Origin of the sequence: Hanstruepera neustonica (assembly GCF_002895005.1) — a bacterium.
Taxonomy (GTDB): domain Bacteria; phylum Bacteroidota; class Bacteroidia; order Flavobacteriales; family Flavobacteriaceae; genus Hanstruepera; species Hanstruepera neustonica.
In genome coordinates, this window is record NZ_POWF01000001.1 from 144,511 (window position 1) to 167,128 (window position 22,618).

Consider the following 22,618-nt stretch of genomic DNA (forward strand, 5'->3'; position numbering starts at 1 on the left):
AAGAATTTATGTTGTAATTTTGCATCATAAAATATGACCATGCTTTCCTTTTTTAAAGACTATAAATATTTTGCTATAGTTTTTGCCATATTATCAATTATAATCATTTCCATTATTTTTAATATTCTGGATGTGGAAAAACCGCTTCCAGTTTACCAACCTGCAATGGTAAATTCGGAGTTGGTTGATACCTCTTTAATTGATGTCAGAAAATATCATAAAATCGCTGATTTTAGCCTGATAAACCAGAATGGAGAGACAATCACACAAGACGACTACAAAGACAAAATATACGTGGCCGATTTCTTCTTTACAACTTGTCAAACCATTTGCCCAATTATGACGGATCACATGTATTACATACAAAAGGAACTTAAAAATGATGCTGACGTGATGCTGCTTTCTCATTCCGTGACACCAGAAATTGACTCCGTAGCACAATTAAAAAAATATGCATTACGGAAAGGTGTTGATGACAGTAAATGGAATTTGGTGACAGGTGATAAAAAACAAATTTATGATTTGGCTCGTAAAAGCTATTTAGCTGTAAAGGATTATGAATTTGGCGGTCAATATGATATGATCCATACCGAAAACTTTATGCTCATTGATAAAAAGCGTCAAATCAGAGGTTTTTATGATGGCACCAATCCAAATGAAATTACCAGATTGATTGCCGATATAAAAAAGCTCAAAAAAGAATATGAATAGTTTTTAGTCAACTATTTTTTTACCCTGATATTTTACTTTATTTTTGCTTCTTTAAAATCAATCTAAATAAGCTTGCAGGTTACTTTAGCAGATATAAAGAGAGGCGAAAAAGGCATAATTACTGATGTCTCCTCCATCCACATTCCCTTAAAATTATTGGAAATGGGATGCTTGCCTGGCAATTCTGTGGAGCTTGTGCAAGTTGCTCCATTTGCCGATCCTATGTATTTAAACATTAACGGTAGCCACTTGGCCATACGAAAAGAAACGGCTATTCATATCTTAATTGAAATTTCCAATGGGTAAACAAATTAATGTCGCACTTATTGGAAACCCAAATACCGGAAAAACCTCTGTTTTTAATGCCCTCACAGGTTTAAATCAAAAAGTTGGCAATTATCCGGGTATTACTGTAGAAAAAAAAGAAGGTATTTGTAAGCTTCCACGAGGCGTCAAAGCCCATATCATTGATTTACCAGGGACTTATAGTCTTAACGCCTCCTCACTCGACGAGAACGTCGTTATCGAATTGCTATTAAATAAAAATGATAAGGATTTTCCTGATGTAGCTGTTGTGATAAGTGACGTGGAAAACCTTAAACGAAATCTACTATTATTTACGCAAATAAAGGATTTGGAAATCCCAAGCATATTGGTAATCAATATGGCCGACCGAATGGCTTACAAGGGGATTTCTTTAGATATTCCCTATTTGGAAAAGCAATTAGAAACCAAAATAGCCCTTATTAGCACTCGAAAAAACCAAGGCGTAAAAGAACTCAAGGAATTAATTGCCAATTATAAAGATCTATCTGTTAAGCCTTGTTTGAATGCTTCTGAAATTGACGTCGAATATTTCAATAACCTGCGAGAAACATTCCCAAATCAACTCCTTTATAAATTGTGGCTGGTTATTACCCAGGATGTCAATTTTGGTAAGACTGATAGAAATGAAATTGATGCCGTTGCCAACTTCAAAACCAAATCCAAAAGCGATTTAAAACGGTTGCAGCAAAAAGAGACGATTAAACGCTATCAATTTATAAATGACACCTTAAAAAAAGGGCAGAAAATTGATTTAAGTACTGCAAAGGACATACGTATTAAACTCGATAGGGTGTTAACCCACAAAGTCTGGGGCTATCTCATTTTTGGTGTTATTTTATTGACCATATTCCAAGCGATCTACGACTGGTCAAGCATCCCAATGGATTTTATTGACAGTTTATTTGCCTCATTAAGTGAATGGACCAAAAATGCATTGCCAGCTGGAGCTTTCACCAATTTAATAGCCGAAGGGATTATTCCTGGTTTAGGAGGTATTGTCATTTTTATTCCTCAAATCGCCTTCTTATTTCTCTTTATTTCAATTTTAGAAGAAAGCGGTTATATGAGTCGTGTTGTGTTTTTAATGGATCGCATCATGCGACGATTTGGTTTAAGCGGAAAAAGTGTCGTGCCACTGATTTCAGGGACTGCCTGTGCTATTCCAGCCATTATGGCAACCCGAAATATTGAAAGTTGGAAAGAACGGCTTATAACCATTTTGGTCACACCTTTCACAACATGTTCTGCCAGATTACCAGTTTATTTAATAATCATTGCGTTGGTTATACCAGAAGGGCGCATTTTAGGGTTAAGCTATCAAGCTTTGACTTTGATGCTTTTATATTTAATTGGATTTGGGACAGCTATCTTATCGGCTTACATTCTGAATAAGGTTTTAAAAATAAAAAGCAAGACGTTTTTTGTTGTAGAAATGCCTAATTATAAATTGCCTATGTTTAAAAACGTGGCTCTGACAGTTTTGGAAAAAACAAAGTCATTCGTATTTGGAGCCGGTAAGATTATTCTGGCTATTTCAGTTGTTCTGTGGTTTTTGGCATCTTATGGTCCTGGCGAAAACTTCAATAATGCTGAAACGATTATTACGAATGAATATGCTTCTCAAAATCTTTCTGATGACGAATTACAACAGCATATTGCATCCTATAAATTGGAACATTCCTTCATCGGAATTACAGGTCGCGCCATTGAACCTGTTATCAGTCCATTGGGATACGATTGGAAAATAGGCATTGCCATAGTTAGTTCCTTTGCTGCCCGTGAAGTGTTTGTAGGTACATTGGCAACCATTTACAGTGTTGGTAGTGATGAGGAGGAAACTATAAAAAACAGAATGGCCGGTGAAATTAACCCCATCTTAGGTGGCCCACTATTTAACTTTGCATCAGGAATTTCACTGTTACTCTTTTATGCTTTCGCCATGCAATGCATGAGTACTCTAGCAATAGTTAAACGTGAAACCAATACCTGGAAATGGCCCATATTGCAATTGGTTATTATGAGTAGTTTTGCCTATATAGTAGCCCTAATAGCTTATCAATTATTAAAATAATTGCCTATGACAACTATAATTCAAAATATTCTTGTGGTGGTTGCTTTAATAATTGCTGTGGTATTTCTCATTGGAAAATTCATCTATAGTCCTCAAAAAAAGACCTCCAAAAATTGCGACTCCAACGATTGTGGTTGTCATTAATAAAAAGTCCCATTTTAATTTTTTGTAAAAAACTATTTTTAAAATAGTTACACCACTTTAAATGTATTTTAAGTTCAAATTTGAATTAAAAAATCGCCATTAAACCCGATTTTAATTTAAAAATTGATTACCAGTACTTTAATTAAAAAAAGTAAAACTATTACTTAAATAGGAAAATTAATCTTCAACTACTAATTGCAGGGTATAATCTTCCTTTTTAATTTTTTCTCCAAAAATGGGATACGGCATGAGGTTAAATCCTTTAACTATTATGCGATCATCAGAAATCAAAACTGGCAATTCATTCATTAAATACGTCGTTGGGGTAATTTGGATGACTTTCTCCTCTATAAACTCATGTCCGTCATAAATAGCTACCAGAACTTTAGCTTCCCCTGCCCTAACGCAATTGACATTTTTAGGACACCTGGAATCATTGATGACATCCTTGAACTCAACACTTATATTTTTGGAAATTAATTGCTTCCCAAATTGCAATTTGGTAACAATTATTGGGGTTTCAACTTGTGTGCTATCTTGAGCAAAACTTGAACTAGCAAATAAAATTGTTATAAAAAGTGCCAAATGCTTCATGCTGTTTGTTTTGGTTAATCTGTACTGAAATCGTGCCAAAAAGTAAAATATTTTGCTCATTTACATGTTTTAACTATATTTGAATTTTATTTTAAGCTTACTTAAAAATATTTTAAAGTATTTATAAATGTCAACAGCAGTCGAGAATTTCATTAAAGCCATCTACAAAAATGATAAACATGATGGTAATGACACCAAACCTGGTAACATTGCTAAAAAATTAGGCATATCAAATGCGGCGGCAACCGATATGGCCAAAAAATTAGCATCCAAGGACCTTCTAAATTACGAAAAATACCAAGAGCTTCGACTTACAGAGAAAGGCTCTAAAATGGCATTAAATATCGTGAGGAAGCATAGGCTTTGGGAGTCTCTTTTATTTAAGCTGTTCGATATGTCCTTACATGAAATTCATCGTGAAGCTGAATTATTAGAACATCAAACATCCGATTTTTTGGCTAATAAGATAAGTGCCTATTTAGGCAATCCAAAGTTTGATCCGCATGGTGATCCCATACCCAATGAACATGGGGAAATCACAACAGTCGATAATTCCATTCAATTATCACAAACACAAGCAGGAAAATCGTACATCATTTCTCGATTGATGAGTGACGACAAAGAGTTTTTTGATTTTTGTGCGTTGCATGGGTTAAAATTTGGCAATAGAATTATGGTCACCAATCAATTCCAAAACAATAAAATGACCCAGATTTCAATTAATTATAATACGATCCTTTTAAATGAAGATTTCACAAACATCATCTATGTCAATGAAATCAATTAAGAACATATCATTATTCCTTTTATTGAACACTTCTACACTTTTGAATGCTCAAGAAAAGGAGAGTACCATCGAGACAGATCGGCCTGATATGACGGAAGCCTCCAGTACTGTTCCAAAAGGATTTTTGCAAATTGAAACGGGAGCTTTCTATGAAACTTTTAAACAAAATCAAGTCAAAACCCAAAGTTTTACTTATAACACAACATTATTGCGTTATGGAATATTCAATACTTTTGAACTGCGATTGGGTTGGGATATTCAAGAGATAACAACTACTGTTAATGGTAAAAAATTAAATCCAAACATTTCAGGATTAAATCCAATGTTGTTAGGCATGAAAGCTTATATAACAGAAGAAAAAGGATGGATTCCTGAAATTAGCCTAATAGGTCATATTCATTTGCCCTTTACTGCCAGTAAAGACTTCAAACCTGAAACCACCAGCGTAGATTTCAGGTTTTCGTGTTCACACAGCTTAAGTAAGTCATCTAGTCTTGGATATAATTTTGGTATTGCCTGGGAAGATGATGCTACAGAAGCAAGCTATATATACACATTAGCATACGGCCACAGTATTTCAGAAAAATTTGGTGTTTTTGCAGAACTTTATGGTGATTTACTTGAAGACAATAAAGCGAATCATTTATGGGATGCCGGAATAACCTATTTAGTTTCAAATGATTTTCAACTGGATATGTCTTTTGGAACAAGCATTACGGAAGGCCAGGATTTCTTTATCAGTGCTGGAGCCAGTTTTAGATTACCAATAATAAATAACTAGTATGAAAAACATCATAATAATATGCATTATCAGTTTGACATTTTCAGGTTGTAAAGACACCAATAAGCAAAATGACAAACTCAATGTAGTTACGACAACTTCCATGATTACCGATTTGGTTTCCAATATTGGAGGTGACGCTATAAATCTTCAAGGCCTGATGGGAAGCGGTGTTGACCCACATCTATACAAGGCAAGTGAAGGTGATGTTACTAAATTGGTAAACGCCGATTTAATTTTTTACAATGGGCTTCATCTGGAAGGCAAGTTGGTTGAAGTTTTTGAGAAAATGGAACATCAAGGGGTTAAAACCATTGCCATATCTGATACCTTGGACAAAAATACCTTGATTGGTTCTGAATATTTTGCATCAAATTATGATCCACATATTTGGTTTAATATTGAATATTGGGAACAGGTCACAACTTTTGTTGTGCATAAGCTGTCAGAAGCCATTCCATCAGAAAGCAGTGTTTTTGAAGAAAATGGGCAACAATATCTTGACAAATTAAAAGAGTTGAAAGAAGAGATTACCAACACTATTTCAAGTTTGCCAAAAGAAAAACGTATTCTGGTTACCGCACATGACGCCTTCAACTATTTTGGTAAATCTTTTGATTTTGAGGTAGTTGGACTACAAGGTCTTTCGACCGCAACAGAAGCTGGTGTTCAAGATGTACAAAAATTAGCTACCTTTATTATTGATAATCAGGTGAAGGCCATATTTGTCGAAAGCTCTGTTCCAAAGCGAACTATTGAAGCGCTTCAGGCAGCAGTAAAATCAAAAGGCCATGATGTTAAAATTGGTGGTACTTTATATTCGGATGCTTTAGGAAATGCTGGAACTGTTGAAGGTACCTATATCGGTATGTTTAAATACAATGTAAATACCATAGTTAACGCACTAAAATAATGCAAAAAATTGCTGTTCAAGTAGATGATTTAACTGTAGCTTATAACTACAAACCAGTCCTTTGGGATATTGATCTTGAAATTCCCGAAGGTGTGCTCATGGCCATTGTAGGACCTAATGGCGCTGGCAAATCGACACTTATTAAATCCATTTTAGGAATTTTGAAACCCATTGCAGGAAGTATCAGTATTTATGGGAAGCCTTACGAAAAGCAGCGCTCTCTTGTGGCTTATGTCCCCCAAAAGGGAAGTGTTGATTGGGATTTTCCAACAACCGCTTTAGATGTCGTTATGATGGGAACCTATGGTAGTTTAGGGTGGGTAAAACGTCCTGGTCAAAAAGAAAAGAAAGCTGCATTAGAAGCTCTCGAACAGGTTGGTATGTTACCATTTAAAAACAGACAAATAAGCCAGTTATCAGGTGGTCAGCAACAACGGATATTTTTAGCGCGCGCTTTAGTTCAGGATGCATCCATTTACTTTATGGACGAGCCCTTTCAAGGGGTTGATGCCACGACAGAAATTGCCATTATCAATATTTTAAAAGCCTTACGCAAAGCCAATAAAACAGTGGTTGTTGTGCATCATGATTTGCAAACGGTTCCGGAATACTTTGATTGGGTGACTTTTTTAAATGTAAAAAAAATAGCCACAGGACCTGTAAAGGATATTTTTAATGATGATAACCTAACGAAAACTTACGGCATTAACTATAAAGTCAGTATACAGAAATAATTCAATTTTTAAACTATAGACTTTCAAGAATACATAGAGCTCGTTTTTAACGATTACACATTACGAACAATCACCCTTGGTACAGCTATCCTTGGTGCCGTTACGGGGATGTTGGGAAGTTTTGCTGTTTTAAGGAAACAGAGTTTATTGGGAGATGCCATATCGCATGCTGCATTACCTGGAATAGCTATAGCCTTTTTGCTGACTGGTACTAAAGACAGCAATATTCTCTTGTTGGGGGCTTTAGGAAGTGGATTGATAGGAACCTTTTGGATTCGTGGTATCATTAATAAAACACACTTGAAATCAGATACCGCATTAGGGCTTATTTTATCTATTTTTTTTGGTTTTGGTATGTTATTATTGACATTTATTCAAAAACAGCCCAATGCTAACCAAGCAGGGCTTGATAAATATTTGTTTGGTCAGGCAGCAACATTGGTTGAAAGCGATGTGTGGCTAATGGCTTTGATAACGGGATTATGCCTATTGGTGCTAGTGCTATTTTGGAAAGAATTCAAAATCTTGTTATTTGATAAAGACTACGCCAATACACTAGGCTTTAATACCAAAACCATTGACATTCTGATAACGTCATTTATTGTTTTGGCTATTGTTCTAGGATTGCAAACTGTAGGTGTTGTTTTAATGAGTGCCATGTTGTTAGCCCCTGCCGCAGCTGCAAGACAGTGGACAAATAAATTGGGAACCATGGTCTTTTTAGCCGCCATTTTTGGAGCATTTTCCGGAGTGTTTGGCACAGCAATTAGTGCTACACAAAACAACTTATCTACTGGTCCAGTTATTGTTATTGTAGCTTCTGTATTTGTCATGTTTTCTTTTATTTTTTCACCTAATCGTGGCTTGTTATTCCGGCAAATTCGGTTTATCAAAAACCGTCGTGATTTAGAGCTCCATAAAACTTTAGCTTTTATGTATCATATTGCTAAAAGTCACGAGAATATTTCGCATCCGCACACCATCAAAATATTAAACGATTTCCAAGGGTATACTAAAAGCACCTTAAAAAAATTAGTAGATAAAAACTACGTGACGTTGCAAGGTAATATGTGGAGCTTGACTACCGAGGGATTTGATACGGCTGCTAATTTATACAATCAACAACTTAAAAAAGATGAGTAGCGCACAAATTGAAATACAAGTTATAGCCAGTTTGGTAGCAGTAGCATGTGCTATCCCTGGCACATTTTTGGTACTCCGGAAAATGGCCATGATTAGCGACGCTATCAGCCATTCTATATTGCCTGGTTTGGTTATTGGCTTCTTCATTACCCAAGACCTCAACTCCCCTATGTTAATATTATTAGCTGCAGTGACAGGTGTTTTAACGGTTGTTTTGGTCGAACAAATTCAGAAAACTGGGCTTGTTAAAGAGGATACAGCAATTGGTTTAGTGTTTCCAGCATTATTCAGTATTGGGGTAATTATGATTGCGAAAAATGCGAATGATGTGCATTTGGATGTTGATGCTGTTTTGCTTGGCGAACTCGCTTTTGCTCCTTTTGATAGACTCATTGTTTCTGGTGTGGATATTGGCCCTAAATCTTTATGGATTATTGGTGTGATACTTTTGATAACCATAGCATTACTTTTTGCTTTTTTTAAAGAATTAAAATTAAGCACCTTTGATGCTGGATTGGCCACATCATTAGGATTTTCTCCTGTAGTTATTCATTATGGATTAATGACTGTATCGTCAATAACTACGGTTGGTGCTTTTGATGCCGTTGGTGCTATATTAGTCGTTGCCTTGATGATTGCTCCAGCCGCAAGTGCCTATCTTTTGACAACTGACTTGAAAAAAATGCTGTTATTGTCAATTGTTTTCGGAGTTTTCAGCGCCATATCAGGTTATTGGGTTGCGCATTGGTTAGATGCCTCAATTGCTGGCTCTATAACCACCATGTTAGGCTTACTGTTTTTAATTGTTTATTTATTTGCGCCTAGTAAGGGCTTGATAGCCGTTATGTATCGCGAAAAGCAACAAAAAATTGAGGTATCACTCCTGACATTTTTATTACACCTAAAAAATCACACCGAAGAAAACGAGCGCCATGTCAATCATCTCCGAGAACATATTAATTGGCAAAAAATCCGTGCTAAAACGGTTGTAGATTTAGCATTAAAAAACAACATGATTACCATAGATAATCATATTGTTTCCTTAACTGAAAAAGGGGACGAGTTTACTTCTCAAGCCATAGACTACATCATTACCAATCAAGATACCCAAATTGAAGATATGAAAGATGACTTCTTTTTGTTTCGTGGTTAATTTACTTTTTGATAAAATTTCTTTTTACAATCCAGAAAACATCTGACTTAAAGAACTTTAATGAAGTGGGAACTACCTTATCTGATTTGTCCCTTGGAGACTTAACGATAAATCGTGCTTTCGAATTATTAAAATCAAGAGTATATTTCTCAACAATATCCGATTCTGAAACAAGGAAGGTTACTATTTGATTTTCCAATTTCCATTTTCCTTTTCCAAATGTATTCCGCTCTGGAGGAACACCGCCTTCATGCTTATCATATTCATGAAAAGTAAAAGTACCATCAGCATTTAAAATTAAAATGTCTTCAATTACCGCATTGCTAGTAGCTAATTTAAACTCATAGGTTCCTTCAATGGCAATATTTTGGGAGTATGCAGATATAACTACAAACGTAAAAAACAAGGATAGTAGAACTTTCATAATGTTGGTTTAGAGCATCGAAACTTCAAGAATTATGCCAACAGTTACTCTTGTATATCATTCCTGTCGTCTGCTTGAAGAGTATTTTCCACCATTTCAATATCCTGTTTTTTGTATGTGCTGGGATGGTCCATAATCCCCAACTGGGAATCAGGATTTTCTTTGGTATTAATAGATAGTTTAATGATAATATAAGCAATGACAAAAATGGCTATGGTTCCAACTAAATAGTACATATTAAAATCCTTTTTCTTTTTGTAATTGCTCGTAAGCCTGTTGCACCTGTCTGAATTTTTCTTCAGCGCCCTCTTGATGTTCCTTGCCCAAATGAATCACTCTGTCGGGATGGTATTTTTTAGCCATTTTTCGGTAAGCTGCTTTAATTTCAGTTACTGATGCATTTTTATCAATTTCAAGGATTTTGTAAGCATTATCAGTACTGTTATAAAACATCGCTTTAATACTTTCATAGTCTCTGGAACTTATTCCCAAATAACCTGAAATAGTATGAATCTGATTGACTTCAGATTGGGTAACATGACCATCTGCTTTAGCAATTCCGAATAAAAAATGGAGCAACTGCAAGCGCGATGGGTGATCCATCATTTGCCGAATTTGCATACAGACCTGACGAACAGGTATTTGCTGCTTATTGATGTTTTTGAACAATTTAAAGGCATGATTGGCACGTTCTTTACCATACATCTGTAAAAATTGTTGTCTTACAAAATCCAATTCACGTTGGTCTTGTTTACCATCAGCTTTGATGACTATAGAAGATAAAATCAGTAAGCTAACCTCAAAATCACCTGATTGGGTCCTGACGTTGCTTCTGTTGGAACCTTGTGTTCTCCTATATTGTTCCTGTCTAAAAATAGTTTCCTTTCCATTACCTGACATGGCATCAACTACACCACCCAATGCCATACCAATTATGGCACCTATTGGTCCACCAAACGACCAACCCAAAGCTGCTCCTATCCATTTAGAAAAACTCATTCTATCATAAATTTTATTTATCCGTAAATATACTATTTGTTAGTAGAAAGCTTATCGAGTTTGTTACACAATTGGTATCTTTGCACTACATTAAATTATAATCATAAAATTAAAATATATGTATCCAGCAGAATTAGTAAAACCTATGCGCGAAGATTTAACCAATGTAGGTTTTGAAGAATTACAAACTGCCGATGCCGTTGATAGTGCTCTGGCTAAATCAGGTACTACCCTAGTAGTTGTCAATTCGGTTTGTGGTTGTGCAGCAGCCAATGCCAGACCAGGTGCACGTATGAGCTTACAAAACTCAAAACGTCCTGACCATATTGTTACCGTATTTGCAGGAGTCGATAAAGAAGCGGTTGAAAAAGCTCGTGAATATATGGTACCATTTCCTCCAAGCTCGCCAAGTATGGCTTTGTTTAAAGATGGTGAATTGGTTCATATGTTGGAACGTCATCATATAGAAGGTCGGCCAGCAGAGCTTATTGCAGAAAATTTAATTGATGCCTATAACGAACATTGTTAAAAGCAACTAGTAAAAAATAAGACCACGATTTTATCGTGGTTTTTTTATGCTTTAGACTTATTGGTTAATTTTGTAGTTCTAAATTTAATTGACATGCGAAAATTGTTAGCATACCCGCTTACTGTTCTTTATGCAATTGTTTTCTTGCTAACACTTTTAATTTTTCATCCAATACAGTGGTTTTGTTTCAATGTTTTAGGCTATCAGGCTCACAAAATCAGTGTGGATTGGCTGCAGTTCTTTATCTTAAGATGCCTCAATGTATTAGGAACACGTTTTACGTTCCAAAATGATTTTAATATACCAACCAATAAACCTCTAATTATTGTCGCCAATCACCAGAGCATGTATGACATTCCACCTATAATTTGGTATATGCGTCAACATCATCCTAAATTCATAAGTAAAAAAGAACTAGGAAAAGGTATTCCAAGTGTCTCTTACAATCTGCGTCATGGCGGTTCTGTTTTAATTGATAGGAAAAACCCAAAACAATCGCTTCCTGCGATTATGAAATTTGGCGAGTATATTGAAAAAAACAAACGTGCTGCCGTTATTTTTCCAGAAGGGACCAGAAGTAAAAATGGCAATCCCAAACCCTTTCAAACCAAAGGTCTTGATATGTTATTCAAAAAAATTCCTTCGGCTGTAATAGTTCCTATAACAATCAATAACTCTTGGAAAATGTTACGTTATGGGAAGTTCCCTATGGGCATAGGGAATCATATCAAGTTTAAAGTACAACAACCTATTGTCTTGAATGATTATTCAGGTAATGACCTTGTAAAACATATTGAAAATCAAATTGTAAAAGACATTATTAATGAGTAGCACGGCAATTATAGAAAAAACTAAAGCTTTTGTAGAGGCTGAATTAGCAAATGCTGAAGGTGGACATGATTGGTTTCACATACAGAGGGTACATAGTAACGCCTTAAACATCTGTAAAACAGAATCTGTAAATGTTCTAGTGGTGGAATTGGCTGCTTTACTTCATGATATAGCCGATAGCAAATTTTACAATGGTGATGAAACTATTGGGCCCAAAAGGGCTAGGGAATTTTTATTTAATGAAAATGTGTCCTCGGAAGTTATTGAACACGTAGTAAACATTATTGCCAACATGTCTTACAGTAAATCTCTAGAAGGAAAAATACCATTTACGTCATTAGAGCTTCAGGTCGTTCAAGATGCTGATCGTTTAGACGCCTTGGGAGCTATTGGAATTGCTAGAGCTTTTAATTTTGGTGGTTTTAAAAATCGAGCACTTTATAATCCAGATATAAAACCTAATCTGAATATGAGTAAAGCAGAATATAAAACCTCTACGGCTCCAACCATCAATCATTTTTATGAGAAATTATTGTTGCTTAAGGACATGATGAACACGAAAACTGGTAAAGCACTCGCTGAAAAACGCCATAAATTCATGTTGCAATATCTTGAACAATTCTATACTGAATGGGATGGAAGACAATGACATAAAATACCATACCATTGAAGGTCTTCCAAAAAATGACTTATTAGATGAAATTCTATGTTTATATCAAGACATTTTTAGTGATGCTGATAGTAAATTCTTCATTGAGAGAATACAGCAAGAATTGAATGTGTTTTCTGTTTTAGCTTTTAACAATGGCAAACTCATTGGTTTTAAAATTGGTTATCCTAAAAACCAAGAAATATTTTACAGCTGGATTGGTGGTGTAAAAACCCAATATAGAAGCCAAGGAGTCGGAAAAACTCTGGCAGAACTTCAAGAAGTACATGCCAAACATTTCGGTTTTCAAAAACTTCAAACCAAATCTATGAACCGTTTTAAGCCCATGATGATATTAAACTTAAAAAATGGGTTTAACATTACTAAAGTTTACACAAACGAAAAAGGACAGACCAAAATTGTTTTTGAAAAAGACCTGATTTAAAATAGTTTTAACTGCCCTTCTTTATATTGTTCGTGAAGTGTTGTATTTAATTTTGGCATGGCTTTGTCCTTAAAGTATTTGTGCCTAGCCAATTTAATTAAATCATGAATCTGTTTCGCTATTTCGCCTTCTCCTCTCATACGCTTGCCAAACCGTGAATCGTTTAGTTTACCACCATGACAACTTTCAATTTGATGCAATACTTTATCAGCACGATCAGGCATGGCTTTTTTAATCCACTCTGTGAAAATTTCACCTATGGCACCATTTAACCTTACTAAAGTATGCGCAATGGACAAGGCTCCAGCCTCTTGTACTTTTTTTGCCATAGGCAAAATTTCATGACTGTTTATGGATGGTATTATTGGCGCCAACATCACATTAACGGGAATCCCATTTTCTGAGAGTACTTTAACAGTTTCTAAACGTTTTTTAATAGTAGCTGTTCTTGGTTCTAAAACACGTCTTGTTTCTTCGGATAATGACGTGATGGATATATTAACCGCAATTAAATTGTCATTTGCTAATGCTTTTAAAATATCTAAATCTCGAAGTATTAGTGCATTTTTGGTGATGATCCCCACTGGATGTTTATACTTTAAAAACACTTTCAAACATTCTCTGGTTATTTCAAACTGTTTTTCGGCTGGTTGATAACAGTCTGTGTTTCCTGACATCACTATGGGAAAGGCTTTCCAGTTTTTTCGCTTGATAAATGCTTCCAATAGTTTTGGCGCATCTTTTTTTACCAATATGCGTCTTTCAAAATCCAAGCCCGCACTATAACCCCAATATTCATGACTGTTTCTGGCATAGCAATACACACAGCCATGCTCGCAACCTTGATACATATTCATGGAATATCCCATGCCTACATCTGGACTGGTAACTTTATTGACTATAGTTTTTGGAAAAACAGGCAGGTATAAGGTTTTATTCTTGTCAGCTTGTTCACCCTCCTTGGCACAATACTCTAGAAAATCGTCACGGAGCTCGTGGCTTAATTCAAAAAAACGATTGGGTACATTGTGCTGCGCACCACGCCCTTTTAGGATAGACTTGGGATTCATTTAGCTAATAAATTGTGTGATTATAAAACCTGACACATTAAAATTAGCCATTTTTTAACCCAAAAAATGTTAAAGTAAATTTAGGTTATCAACAAAAAGCAAATGCAACTAATTATTTATATCTCTTAAAGGGTTTCCTTTCTCTTCAAGATATTTTTCTGCTATCAACCGTGAACCAATAACATTTAGATGATAAAAGTCTCTGTAAACTATTTGATTGTTTACTTCATAATCACATTTACCATCATCACACATAACATCTTTTAAATCAATAACTGTAACGGATGGAAATCTTCTTTTGATTTCATTTACAATATGTCTTTCTGCATTTTTGGAATATGGAATTAATAAATCCTCTTTCGGAAATTGAACGCCTATTTTGGTTTTATTCAATTTCATTTTATGAATATTCATTTCACTTGTCATGCCCAAATGATCTATAATCACAACCTTTTTTTTCAATGCTACCAATTCTTCTATGGCTTCAAGCATTCGATTATAATTTTCTGAATCAATTTTTATAGCGCTCCAAAATGCGGCTACACAAATAACATCTAATGTTTTGGCGTATTCAAACCGTTCGTTTGCAAAGTCATCGCCAAAATTATTTGGTAAATCTAAATTCCGCAATAAGGGATATCCTGGAACCGAGCTAACATTAAAATATAAATTGGCGTCTTTTGCTAAAACATCAAGAAAGAAACCCGTATGACAGGCAAAAGAATCGCCTATCAAAATACCATCAACCTTATTTTTGGTTGTCCCTATATTACATGCTTCAAAATTTCCAACTCTTAATTTATTATAACAGCCAGACCTTACCTCGTTTGGAAAGTTCTCTCGTTTATCAAACTCTGTTAGATTAGGGAACCTATTGGTAAATCCATCATTACCATCAATGACACCATAAATCAAACTAGCAATAATTAAGCTTGGTAATAAAATATATAATAAAGCCTTTGAAAATGTATATTTGAATTTATACCGAAAAGGTTGTTCAACAAACTTCCATGAAAAATACGATAACAATATTGTAGCTGCAATAATACTTAAAACCATAGATACTGTTAACTCATAACCCAAGTACTTCATAAAGACTATTATTGGCCAATGCCATAAATACATGGAGTAGGACAGCAGCCCTAAAAACACCATGCTCTTTAACTCCAATAAATTATTAACAACCCCTTTCGAATCCTTTTCTTTACCCGTCAAAATGACTAACACAGCACCTAAACAAGGCCAAAAGGCATTAAGACCTGGAAAAACACTCATTTTTGTTAGTACAATAGACGGTATAATCACTAATAAAATTCCTATAATTGAAATGATGTGATTTGTTGGTTTTGAAAATTTTGGAATTCGGTCCCACAATATGGCTAAAGTCCCCCCCATTAAAAGTTCAAAAAATCGAGCCGGCAATAAATAATAGGCCATTGACTTGTCCAATCCAGTCATATAGATAGATAACAGAGTAGTTCCTATCAAAAGCGCTATCACTGCATATGTTATATTCTTTACATTTAAAAAACGGTGAAGGATATACAGTAAAATAGGCCAAATGATATAATATTGCTCCTCAACAGACAAAGACCATGTGTGGAGCAATGGCATAAGTTCCGTGTTTCCAACAAAATAATTGTTGTTGGCAGACCATAAATAGAAGTTATTGGTGCTCAACATGGTATGTAAAACTGTTCGCGAATAACTTTCAAAGTCATCAGCAAACAAAAACAAATATGCTGGTATCGTTACTACTATTAAAACAAAAATCAAAACAGGTATAATCCTTTTGATTCTTCTTAAATAAAATTCTTTGAAAGAAAACGAGTTATTGGAAATTTGTTTGTTTATGGAGCTCGTTATCAAATAGCCTGAAATCACAAAGAATATATCAACACCAATAAACCCACCGGTAAATAATGTAGAATCTACATGATATAGTATTACTAGAAGTACCGAAATTGCCCTTAAACCGTCAATATCTGGGCGATAGGTGATAATTTTACTCATTTATTAATTTACTCTGAAATATTATACGCTTTACACACAGCATGACCTTAGACAAGAGATTCTAACTGAAAATGTGAAACTTAAAATCGGGCAAAAATAGTATTTTTCTGATTAAGAAATCAGTACGTCTTTTTAGACGGCTCAAAAGAGTTGATTTTTCCTGATATTGTAATCTAAACCAAAATGGGATATTAACAGACTTGACTTTGTAAATTAAAAAAACGAACTTCGTTAACGTCTGATATAGACAATTAAAAAAGTCCATATCAAGATAGTTAAACGAACTTGTAAATTACTCTCCTGGAAAATCAGCTTGGCGCTTTTCTAAAAAGGCTGTAGTACCTTCTTTGAAATCAGCAGTGCCAAAACAGTTTCCAAATTCTGAAATTTCAACATCAAAACCATTTATACCATCTTGATAATTGGCATTAACGGCTTTAATAGCGCCTTTAATGGCAACCGAGGAGTTGCGCATAATCTTACCAGCGATTTTTTCAGCCAATGGTATCATTTCTTCCTGTGAAGTCACATGATTTACCAATCCGTAACCATGAGCCGTTTGCGCATCAATCATTCCTGCAGTCATGACCATTTCCATAGCACGACCCTTGCCAACCAACTGCGGTAAACGCTGTGTACCGCCATAACCTGGAATAACCCCTAATGACACTTCGGGTAATCCCATTCTGGCATTGTCACTAGCCACTCTAAAATGACAGGCCATTGCCAATTCCAAACCACCGCCTAATGCAAAACCATTTACAGCAGCAATTACGGGTGTGCCCAAGTTCTCTACAAAATCGAATAACAATTCCTGACCTTTGGCGGCCAATTTGCCACCATTTTCAACATCAAAATCGGCAAATTCAGAAATATCAGCTCCTGCCACAAATGCTTTTTCACCACTTCCTGTTACAATAATAACCTTAACGGCCTTATCTGAATCAGCCGCTTTAAAGGCCTCATGCAATTCTTGAATGGTCGCTTTGTTCAGCGCATTTAATTTATTAGGTCGGTTAATGGTAATGTAGTTTATGCTGTTTTCGGTTTTCGATAAGATGTTTTCGTAAGTCATTTTTGATTTTGTTTTGGATTTCTGTCTTTGTAGAAACGATAATTATGCTATTCTTTAGGGAAGGTTACTTTAAATGTCGTGCCTACACCTTCTTGTGATGTAAAGGTAATATTTCCATTATAAGTTTCCACAATATTTTTTACCATGGCCAATCCGAGTCCCATGCCACTGGTTTTGGTGGTGAACTTGGGCTCAAATATTTTAGATTTGTTTTTCTCTGAAATACCTCTACCATTGTCGGAAACAATCACATTTACCATATCGCCTTCACTATTGACCTCAACGATTATCTGTGGTGTTTTATTGCTGTTTTCGGGAAATGCCTGAATACCATTTTTTACTAAATTGGTAACCACACGAATGAGCTGGGTTCTGTCGAACTTGGCAATAATTTGGTCATCACTTGCTTTAAAGATAATATAATCTTCATTAAAAATATCCAATGCCAACTTCACAATTTTAACCACATTTAAAGTTTCATTCTGTTGTGCAGGCATTTTGGCAAAATTTGAAAATGCCGAGGCAATGGAACTCATAGTGTCTATTTGCTGAATCAAGGTTTTACTGAACTCATCTACTTTTTTGGTAATATTCTCATCCGTTGGGTCAAACTTTCTTTGGAAACTCTGAACACTCAATCGCATGGGTGTTAGCGGATTTTTGATTTCATGAGCCACCTGTTTGGCCATTTCGCGCCAAGCTTGTTCACGCTCACTGGTTGCCAATTTTACAGCACTTTCTTCCAACTCATCAATCATGCTATTATAGGAGTTAATAAGCGCCTCAATTTCTTCACTTGAAGCTCCTATATCTATCTTCTCATTTCGTTTCTCGAAACGGGTCTTACTCATAAAATCACTAACAGTCTTAAGTGATTTGGTAATGTATTTTGAAAGAAAATAGGCCAATACCACCGCTATGATGAGCATAAGCACATACGCATAACTCAAACGTTCCAAGAATTCGTTAAGTTCCTTATTTAAAAAATCGTCGTCTTCTAAATAGTGTAAATTTAAGATGGCCAAAGGTTTAAATTTCTTATCCGTAATAATGGAATAGGACGATAAATAGCCTTCTTCATTCTCAATGGTTTTATTCACATATCTGTGATCCAAGGTATTGGAAACCGTATTTAAGATATTGGCATCCAAACATTTTGGAATGGAATCGGCTGCAAAACTAGCTTTGGACGATTTTATCAAACCACCCTCTAAATCATAGAGATTGATTTCCATATTATGAATAGTGGCAATCTCATAAATTTCGTCCTTAAAAATAAGTGGGACATTTTCAGTAGTGACAGGATAAGTAGTCTCCTTGATAGTATACTCAATACTTGAACGGATGTTCTCTTCCTTGCGCTCTAATCTATCCTGGTGATAATCTCGAGCTTCTTCATTGTATTGATAAATGGTAACACCCGCAATAAGTACTGAAGCTAGTAGTACCAGTAGAATCATGGCAATGAAAATGCGAAATCGTAAAGACAGTTTACCTAGTTTCATAACTGTTTTGTAGTTGCCTAAATATAGCAATAATCAAGCCAATACATTTTAAGCATCTGGATTTTTACTTCTGATGTTTTTGTAAATTTTAAATCCAAGCATCAGTAGCATTCCTAAAACGAAAATTCCAATAACACCAAAAATCCAATTAAATGCGCTTTTCAAAATCACCAAGAATACAACGGCAAACAAAATAAAGGTGGCACCTTCATTCCATAGTCTCATAAAATTAGACGATTTACAAACCTCATCACGCTGCAATTGTTTATAAAACTGATGGGTTTTTAAATGGTAAATAATCAATAAGACCACAAATCCTAATTTAACATGCATCCACGATTGCTGCAACCACGATGGCACTAAAATAAGTAACCAGACTGCAAAGGCTGTCGCTAAAATAGCCGATGGCCATGTTATGATATTCCATAAGCGTTTGGCCATAATCTTCAATTGTTTTCCTAAAATTTCTTTTTCGGGTGATGGTTTATGAAAGGCTTCAATTTGATAAACAAACAATCTTGGAATGTAAAATAATCCAGCAAACCAGGTAATGACAAAAATGAGGTGAAGGGATTTGATGTAGTTGTAGTACTCCATTAATCTTCAATGAATAAATAGTTTAACTGTTTATTATTAAATGCCGTGTTAAAGGCTTTTATTTCTTCTGAAACCAATACATTAAAAGCTTTTAATTGTTCTTCAATTTTTGCAGATAATTCATTTTTTACGGCAAGATCTTGATCTGTTGGTGCAAAATCTCCCATGCTAACCAAAGCATTTAAATGGCCTAATTTATTAGTTAAACGAATGGGGAAATTCAAAGGATCTTGGGCACTTTGATTTTTAGTTTGATATAGTGCTTTTTCAATTTCTGAAAATTGCTCACGTAGTGTCTTTGACTTTTCAATTAATTCTAGTACTTGCTCATCATCTTTATATTGCGATTCAAAGGCAGATAATTGCTTATCAATTTTACGAATCTTTTTTATGGTTTTATGAGACTCATCCAAGGTTTTGTTTACATCTGTAATAAAATCGAATTGTGCTTTCATATCCTCTAGGGAGCTTTCAGACCTGGGATCTGCTAAAATTGTAAAAGGTTTTGATAACACCTCATCATTAACTTTTAACTCTACTTTATAATTTCCAGGCACAGCTTGCGGACCAGATAAACTCGTCCACCATAAAATCATCCCATCTAATTTTTCGGCTCCATCATAAGTCATGTTCCAGTTAAACTGATTCATACCTTTTTTAACTTCTAACTTGTCTTCTTTTTTGTTTTTTGTACTAAACGTTTTAATGGTATCACCTTTCTGGCCGAAATAAGTTAAACTCACCTCATAATCTTCCTTGTAATCTTTCAAATTGAAATACGTCATTACACCTTTTGGGTGATTGGTTCCGGCTGTTTTACTGCCTGATCGTCCTGCGCCATCCATTCTGTAGGAGTCTTTTGGTTTAAACAAGAAATTATTATCTGTATTTGAACCATAAAGCTGATGTAAAACACTTAAATCATCAATTATCCAAAGACTTCTTCCTTGTGTAGCCACAATTAAATTATTATCCTTAATGGCTAAATCGGTTATAGGAACAATAGGTAAATTTAATTGAAACGGTTGCCAGTTTTTCCCATCATTAAACGAGATATACATGCCTGTTTCGGTTCCTGCGTATAACAGGCCTTTTTGTTTTGGATCTTCTCGGACAACTCTCGTGAAATGTTCAGGATCTATACCATTTGTGATTTTTGTCCACGACTTTCCGTAGTCGGTTGTTTTGTATAAATACGGTTGAAAATCGCCAGTTTTATATTTTGTTCCTGCCACATAACATGTGCCTTCGTCAAAGGCACTAGGTTCAATACTATTAATCATCATCCATTCAGGCATCCCTTTAGGTGTAATATTTTCCCAAGTTTCGCCTCCATTTTTGGTAATATGAATAAGACCATCATCACTACCAACCCAGATTAAACCTTCTTTCAAAGGCGATTCTTGAGCTGCAAAAATGGTACAATAATATTCCACTCCTGTGTTGTCTTGAGTGATTGGTCCTCCAGACGATTTCATTTTTTCAGGATCGCTTTTGGTTAAATCTGGACTAATAATCTTCCATGATTGGCCTTCGTTTTCTGTAACATGACCATACTGCGAAAACGTATATAACCTATCTGAATTATGTCTTGAAAATATAATTGGAAAATTCCACTGAAAACGATATTTCATCCCTTCAGCTCCATATCCCATAGGATTATCTGGCCAGACATTTATTGCTCTAACCGTTCCCTTTTTATGATTAACACGCGTTAAAAATCCGCCATAACTTCCACCATATACAATATCATTATCATCAGGGTCTATAGCGATATGTGCCGATTCTCCACCTGCAGTACTTTCCCAATCGTCTTCAGTAATAGACCAACCATCTGTTCTATGTGGAATTCTTACAGTAGAATTATCTTGCTGTGCTGCATAAATGCGATAAGGAAAATGATTGTCTGTAGTAACACGATAAAACTGTGAGGTTGGCTGATTATGATAGGTACTCCATGTTTCGCCGCCATCATAAGTTACCTGCGCACCGCCATCATCTCCAATTATCATGCGATTTGGATTTTCGGGTGCAATCCACAAATCATGATGATCACCATGTGGAGCATTATACATGTCGAAAGACTTTCCGCCATCTGTACTTTTGTGATAACGTACATTTAAAACATAAACCACATCAACATCCTTGGTGTCGGCATACACTCTTGTATAATACCATGCGCGCTGTCTTAATTTACGTTCGCTATTCACTTGATTCCAAGTTTCACCGCCATCATCACTCCGGTATAATCCACCTTTATCTTTGTTTTCAACCATGGCCCAAATACGCTGATTATTTACTGGAGACACAGTTACACCAATAATACCGAGGGTATCCTTTGGAAAACCTTCGTTCAAAGAAATCTCTTTCCAAGTTTCGCCTTTATCAGTGCTTTTCCATAACGCAGATCCTTCGCCTCCAGAACTTAAACTGTAAGGTGTACGTTGTACACGCCATGTTGACGCATATAAAATTCTTGGGTTTGTAGGGTCGACCAATAGATCAACTACACCAGCATGTTCATTTACAAACAAGGTCTTTCGCCATGTTTTTCCACCATCTTCACTTTTGTAAACACCGCGTTCAGAAGTCGGTTTATAGATATTTCCTAAAACACCTGCATAAACTACATTATGGTCACTTTGATCAATAGCAATTCGAGGAATATGTCTTGACTTTTCCAGTCCAGTCTGTTCCCAAGTTTTTCCAGCATCAACACTTTTCCATATCCCGTATCCTGAAGAGACATTGCCACGAACTGTTTTTTCTCCACCTCCAGCATACAACACATTTGGATCACTTTTCGAAACTGAAATAGCTCCTATACTTCCACCAAAAAAACCATCTGAAATATTTTCCCATGTACGTCCACCATCTGTTGTTTTCCATACTCCACCTCCTGTTGCTCCAAAATAAAATAAGTTTGGTTTATTGGGAACACCTGCTACAGCTGCACTTCTTCCACCGCGAAACGGTCCAAGCAAACGATACTCTAAAGCATCGTACTGCGATTCTTCAAATGTTTGCGCTTCAATATTAACAGGTACTAACAGTAGGCATAAAATAACTAATAACAATCGCATAATTTTTTTTGGTTTTGGTTAATGAGGACTAAAAATAAGG

At 35.4% G+C, this 22,618-nt stretch carries 24 protein-coding genes; 14 read left to right on the forward strand and 10 right to left on the reverse strand.

The features are described 5' to 3' along the window. The first annotated feature begins 39 nt into the window (after positions 1-39). The 4 genes from C1T31_RS00665 to C1T31_RS00680 all read left to right on the forward strand — a co-directional run bounded on the left by C1T31_RS00665 (position 40) and on the right by C1T31_RS00680 (position 3,253). Positions 40-711 (forward strand): SCO family protein, encoded by a 672-nt coding sequence (locus C1T31_RS00665; protein ID WP_103051273.1) that lies wholly within the window; start codon positions 40-42, stop codon positions 709-711. A gap of 72 nt (positions 712-783) precedes the next feature. Next, positions 784-1,017, forward strand: coding sequence for a FeoA family protein (locus C1T31_RS00670; protein ID WP_103050539.1), 234 nt, complete (start codon positions 784-786; stop codon positions 1,015-1,017). Then, positions 1,010-3,109, forward strand: a complete 2,100-nt coding sequence (gene feoB / locus C1T31_RS00675; protein WP_103050540.1) for a ferrous iron transport protein B — start codon at positions 1,010-1,012, stop codon at positions 3,107-3,109. Before C1T31_RS00670 ends, feoB begins: the two co-directional genes overlap by 8 nt. 6 nt (positions 3,110-3,115) lie before the next feature. Then, on the forward strand, positions 3,116-3,253 hold the full coding sequence (locus C1T31_RS00680) for a FeoB-associated Cys-rich membrane protein (RefSeq protein WP_103050541.1): 138 nt from the start codon (positions 3,116-3,118) through the stop codon (positions 3,251-3,253). 177 nt (positions 3,254-3,430) lie between these two features. Here the strand turns inward: C1T31_RS00680 and C1T31_RS00685 are convergent, their stop codons facing one another. Next, positions 3,431-3,907, reverse strand: a complete 477-nt coding sequence (locus C1T31_RS00685) for a hypothetical protein (protein ID WP_123912609.1) — start codon at positions 3,905-3,907, stop codon at positions 3,431-3,433. 67 nt (positions 3,908-3,974) lie between these two features. Here C1T31_RS00685 and C1T31_RS00690 point away from each other — a divergent pair, with 67 nt between their 5' ends. The 6 genes from C1T31_RS00690 to C1T31_RS00715 are packed head-to-tail and all read left to right on the forward strand — an operon-like array spanning position 3,975 to position 9,358. Then, positions 3,975-4,634: a metal-dependent transcriptional regulator gene (locus tag C1T31_RS00690; protein WP_103050543.1), complete on the forward strand. Its 660-nt coding sequence runs from the start codon at positions 3,975-3,977 to the stop codon at positions 4,632-4,634. Continuing rightward, positions 4,621-5,415: a transporter gene (locus C1T31_RS00695; RefSeq protein WP_103050544.1), complete on the forward strand. Its 795-nt coding sequence runs from the start codon at positions 4,621-4,623 to the stop codon at positions 5,413-5,415. The genes C1T31_RS00690 and C1T31_RS00695 overlap by 14 nt, the downstream gene beginning before the upstream one ends. A 1-nt stretch (position 5,416) precedes the next feature. Next, entirely contained in the window at positions 5,417-6,328 is a 912-nt protein-coding gene (locus C1T31_RS00700; RefSeq protein WP_103050545.1) for a metal ABC transporter solute-binding protein, Zn/Mn family, read from the forward strand. After that, the gene (locus C1T31_RS00705) at positions 6,328-7,062 is read left to right on the forward strand and encodes a metal ABC transporter ATP-binding protein (RefSeq protein WP_103050546.1); all 735 of its coding nucleotides are present in this window, start codon (positions 6,328-6,330) and stop codon (positions 7,060-7,062) included. The genes C1T31_RS00700 and C1T31_RS00705 overlap by 1 nt, the downstream gene beginning before the upstream one ends. Positions 7,063-7,077: 15 nt before the next feature. Then, positions 7,078-8,205, forward strand: coding sequence for a metal ABC transporter permease (locus C1T31_RS00710; RefSeq protein WP_103050547.1), 1,128 nt, complete (start codon positions 7,078-7,080; stop codon positions 8,203-8,205). Continuing rightward, a complete protein-coding gene (locus C1T31_RS00715) occupies positions 8,198-9,358 on the forward strand; it encodes a metal ABC transporter permease (RefSeq protein ID WP_103050548.1) in 1,161 nt (386 codons plus the stop codon). Before C1T31_RS00710 ends, C1T31_RS00715 begins: the two co-directional genes overlap by 8 nt. 1 nt (position 9,359) lies before the next feature. On the opposite strand, the gene C1T31_RS00720 is transcribed toward C1T31_RS00715, so the two are convergent. Genes C1T31_RS00720 through C1T31_RS00730 form a run of 3 tightly spaced genes read right to left on the reverse strand, consistent with a single transcriptional unit; the run spans position 9,360 to position 10,781 of the window. Beyond that, on the reverse strand, positions 9,360-9,782 hold the full coding sequence (locus C1T31_RS00720; protein WP_103050549.1) for a hypothetical protein: 423 nt from the start codon (positions 9,780-9,782) through the stop codon (positions 9,360-9,362). A gap of 44 nt (positions 9,783-9,826) precedes the next feature. Continuing rightward, on the reverse strand, positions 9,827-10,018 hold the full coding sequence (locus C1T31_RS00725) for a hypothetical protein (protein WP_103050550.1): 192 nt from the start codon (positions 10,016-10,018) through the stop codon (positions 9,827-9,829). Between the two features lies 1 nt (position 10,019). Then, positions 10,020-10,781, reverse strand: coding sequence for a TerB family tellurite resistance protein (locus C1T31_RS00730; protein WP_103050551.1), 762 nt, complete (start codon positions 10,779-10,781; stop codon positions 10,020-10,022). Positions 10,782-10,899: 118 nt separating this feature from the next. Here C1T31_RS00730 and C1T31_RS00735 point away from each other — a divergent pair, with 118 nt between their 5' ends. The 4 genes from C1T31_RS00735 (at position 10,900) to C1T31_RS00750 (ending at position 13,235) form a co-directional block, all read left to right on the forward strand. Beyond that, on the forward strand, positions 10,900-11,310 hold the full coding sequence (locus tag C1T31_RS00735; protein ID WP_103050552.1) for a BrxA/BrxB family bacilliredoxin: 411 nt from the start codon (positions 10,900-10,902) through the stop codon (positions 11,308-11,310). A gap of 93 nt (positions 11,311-11,403) precedes the next feature. After that, a complete protein-coding gene (locus C1T31_RS00740) occupies positions 11,404-12,141 on the forward strand; it encodes a lysophospholipid acyltransferase family protein (RefSeq protein WP_103050553.1) in 738 nt (245 codons plus the stop codon). Beyond that, positions 12,134-12,790 (forward strand): HD domain-containing protein, encoded by a 657-nt coding sequence (locus C1T31_RS00745; protein ID WP_103050554.1) that lies wholly within the window; start codon positions 12,134-12,136, stop codon positions 12,788-12,790. Before C1T31_RS00740 ends, C1T31_RS00745 begins: the two co-directional genes overlap by 8 nt. Beyond that, on the forward strand, positions 12,753-13,235 hold the full coding sequence (locus tag C1T31_RS00750; RefSeq protein ID WP_165780055.1) for a GNAT family N-acetyltransferase: 483 nt from the start codon (positions 12,753-12,755) through the stop codon (positions 13,233-13,235). Before C1T31_RS00745 ends, C1T31_RS00750 begins: the two co-directional genes overlap by 38 nt. Here C1T31_RS00750 and C1T31_RS00755 read toward each other — a convergent pair. The 6 genes from C1T31_RS00755 to C1T31_RS00780 form a co-directional block, all read right to left on the reverse strand. Further along, positions 13,232-14,305: a PA0069 family radical SAM protein gene (locus C1T31_RS00755; protein ID WP_103050556.1), complete on the reverse strand. Its 1,074-nt coding sequence runs from the start codon at positions 14,303-14,305 to the stop codon at positions 13,232-13,234. The genes C1T31_RS00750 and C1T31_RS00755 overlap by 4 nt on opposite strands. Before the next feature lie 108 nt (positions 14,306-14,413). Then, entirely contained in the window at positions 14,414-16,318 is a 1,905-nt protein-coding gene (locus C1T31_RS00760; RefSeq protein ID WP_103050557.1) for an acyltransferase family protein, read from the reverse strand. Positions 16,319-16,610: 292 nt separating this feature from the next. Beyond that, positions 16,611-17,393: an enoyl-CoA hydratase/isomerase family protein gene (locus C1T31_RS00765; protein ID WP_103050558.1), complete on the reverse strand. Its 783-nt coding sequence runs from the start codon at positions 17,391-17,393 to the stop codon at positions 16,611-16,613. 47 nt (positions 17,394-17,440) lie between these two features. Beyond that, the gene (locus C1T31_RS00770; RefSeq protein WP_103050559.1) at positions 17,441-18,898 is read right to left on the reverse strand and encodes a sensor histidine kinase; all 1,458 of its coding nucleotides are present in this window, start codon (positions 18,896-18,898) and stop codon (positions 17,441-17,443) included. 48 nt (positions 18,899-18,946) lie between these two features. Continuing rightward, positions 18,947-19,495 (reverse strand): CopD family protein, encoded by a 549-nt coding sequence (locus C1T31_RS00775; protein WP_103050560.1) that lies wholly within the window; start codon positions 19,493-19,495, stop codon positions 18,947-18,949. Continuing rightward, a complete protein-coding gene (locus C1T31_RS00780) occupies positions 19,495-22,578 on the reverse strand; it encodes a VPS10 domain-containing protein (protein WP_103050561.1) in 3,084 nt (1,027 codons plus the stop codon). The genes C1T31_RS00775 and C1T31_RS00780 overlap by 1 nt, the downstream gene beginning before the upstream one ends. Between the last annotated feature and the right edge of the window lie 40 nt (positions 22,579-22,618).

What these genes read in the sequence shown, in the direction of transcription:
- C1T31_RS00780 (WP_103050561.1), bottom strand. Translation starts at nt 22,578, where the DNA reads ATGCGATTGTTATTAGTTATTTTATGCCTACTGTTAGTACCTGTTAAT.
- C1T31_RS00665 (WP_103051273.1), top strand. Translation starts at nt 40, where the DNA reads ATGCTTTCCTTTTTTAAAGACTATAAATATTTTGCTATAGTTTTTGCC.
- C1T31_RS00680 (WP_103050541.1), top strand. Translation starts at nt 3,116, where the DNA reads ATGACAACTATAATTCAAAATATTCTTGTGGTGGTTGCTTTAATAATT.
- C1T31_RS00760 (WP_103050557.1), bottom strand. Translation starts at nt 16,318, where the DNA reads ATGAGTAAAATTATCACCTATCGCCCAGATATTGACGGTTTAAGGGCA.
- C1T31_RS00690 (WP_103050543.1), top strand. Translation starts at nt 3,975, where the DNA reads ATGTCAACAGCAGTCGAGAATTTCATTAAAGCCATCTACAAAAATGAT.
- C1T31_RS00725 (WP_103050550.1), bottom strand. Translation starts at nt 10,018, where the DNA reads ATGTACTATTTAGTTGGAACCATAGCCATTTTTGTCATTGCTTATATT.
- C1T31_RS00730 (WP_103050551.1), bottom strand. Translation starts at nt 10,781, where the DNA reads ATGAGTTTTTCTAAATGGATAGGAGCAGCTTTGGGTTGGTCGTTTGGT.
- C1T31_RS00685 (WP_123912609.1), bottom strand. Translation starts at nt 3,907, where the DNA reads ATGAGCAAAATATTTTACTTTTTGGCACGATTTCAGTACAGATTAACC.
- C1T31_RS00770 (WP_103050559.1), bottom strand. Translation starts at nt 18,898, where the DNA reads ATGAAACTAGGTAAACTGTCTTTACGATTTCGCATTTTCATTGCCATG.
- C1T31_RS00700 (WP_103050545.1), top strand. Translation starts at nt 5,417, where the DNA reads ATGAAAAACATCATAATAATATGCATTATCAGTTTGACATTTTCAGGT.
- C1T31_RS00695 (WP_103050544.1), top strand. Translation starts at nt 4,621, where the DNA reads ATGAAATCAATTAAGAACATATCATTATTCCTTTTATTGAACACTTCT.
- C1T31_RS00735 (WP_103050552.1), top strand. Translation starts at nt 10,900, where the DNA reads ATGTATCCAGCAGAATTAGTAAAACCTATGCGCGAAGATTTAACCAAT.
- C1T31_RS00765 (WP_103050558.1), bottom strand. Translation starts at nt 17,393, where the DNA reads ATGACTTACGAAAACATCTTATCGAAAACCGAAAACAGCATAAACTAC.
- C1T31_RS00740 (WP_103050553.1), top strand. Translation starts at nt 11,404, where the DNA reads ATGCGAAAATTGTTAGCATACCCGCTTACTGTTCTTTATGCAATTGTT.
- C1T31_RS00745 (WP_103050554.1), top strand. Translation starts at nt 12,134, where the DNA reads ATGAGTAGCACGGCAATTATAGAAAAAACTAAAGCTTTTGTAGAGGCT.
- C1T31_RS00720 (WP_103050549.1), bottom strand. Translation starts at nt 9,782, where the DNA reads ATGAAAGTTCTACTATCCTTGTTTTTTACGTTTGTAGTTATATCTGCA.
- feoB (WP_103050540.1), top strand. Translation starts at nt 1,010, where the DNA reads ATGGGTAAACAAATTAATGTCGCACTTATTGGAAACCCAAATACCGGA.
- C1T31_RS00705 (WP_103050546.1), top strand. Translation starts at nt 6,328, where the DNA reads ATGCAAAAAATTGCTGTTCAAGTAGATGATTTAACTGTAGCTTATAAC.
- C1T31_RS00715 (WP_103050548.1), top strand. Translation starts at nt 8,198, where the DNA reads ATGAGTAGCGCACAAATTGAAATACAAGTTATAGCCAGTTTGGTAGCA.
- C1T31_RS00755 (WP_103050556.1), bottom strand. Translation starts at nt 14,305, where the DNA reads ATGAATCCCAAGTCTATCCTAAAAGGGCGTGGTGCGCAGCACAATGTA.
- C1T31_RS00775 (WP_103050560.1), bottom strand. Translation starts at nt 19,495, where the DNA reads ATGGAGTACTACAACTACATCAAATCCCTTCACCTCATTTTTGTCATT.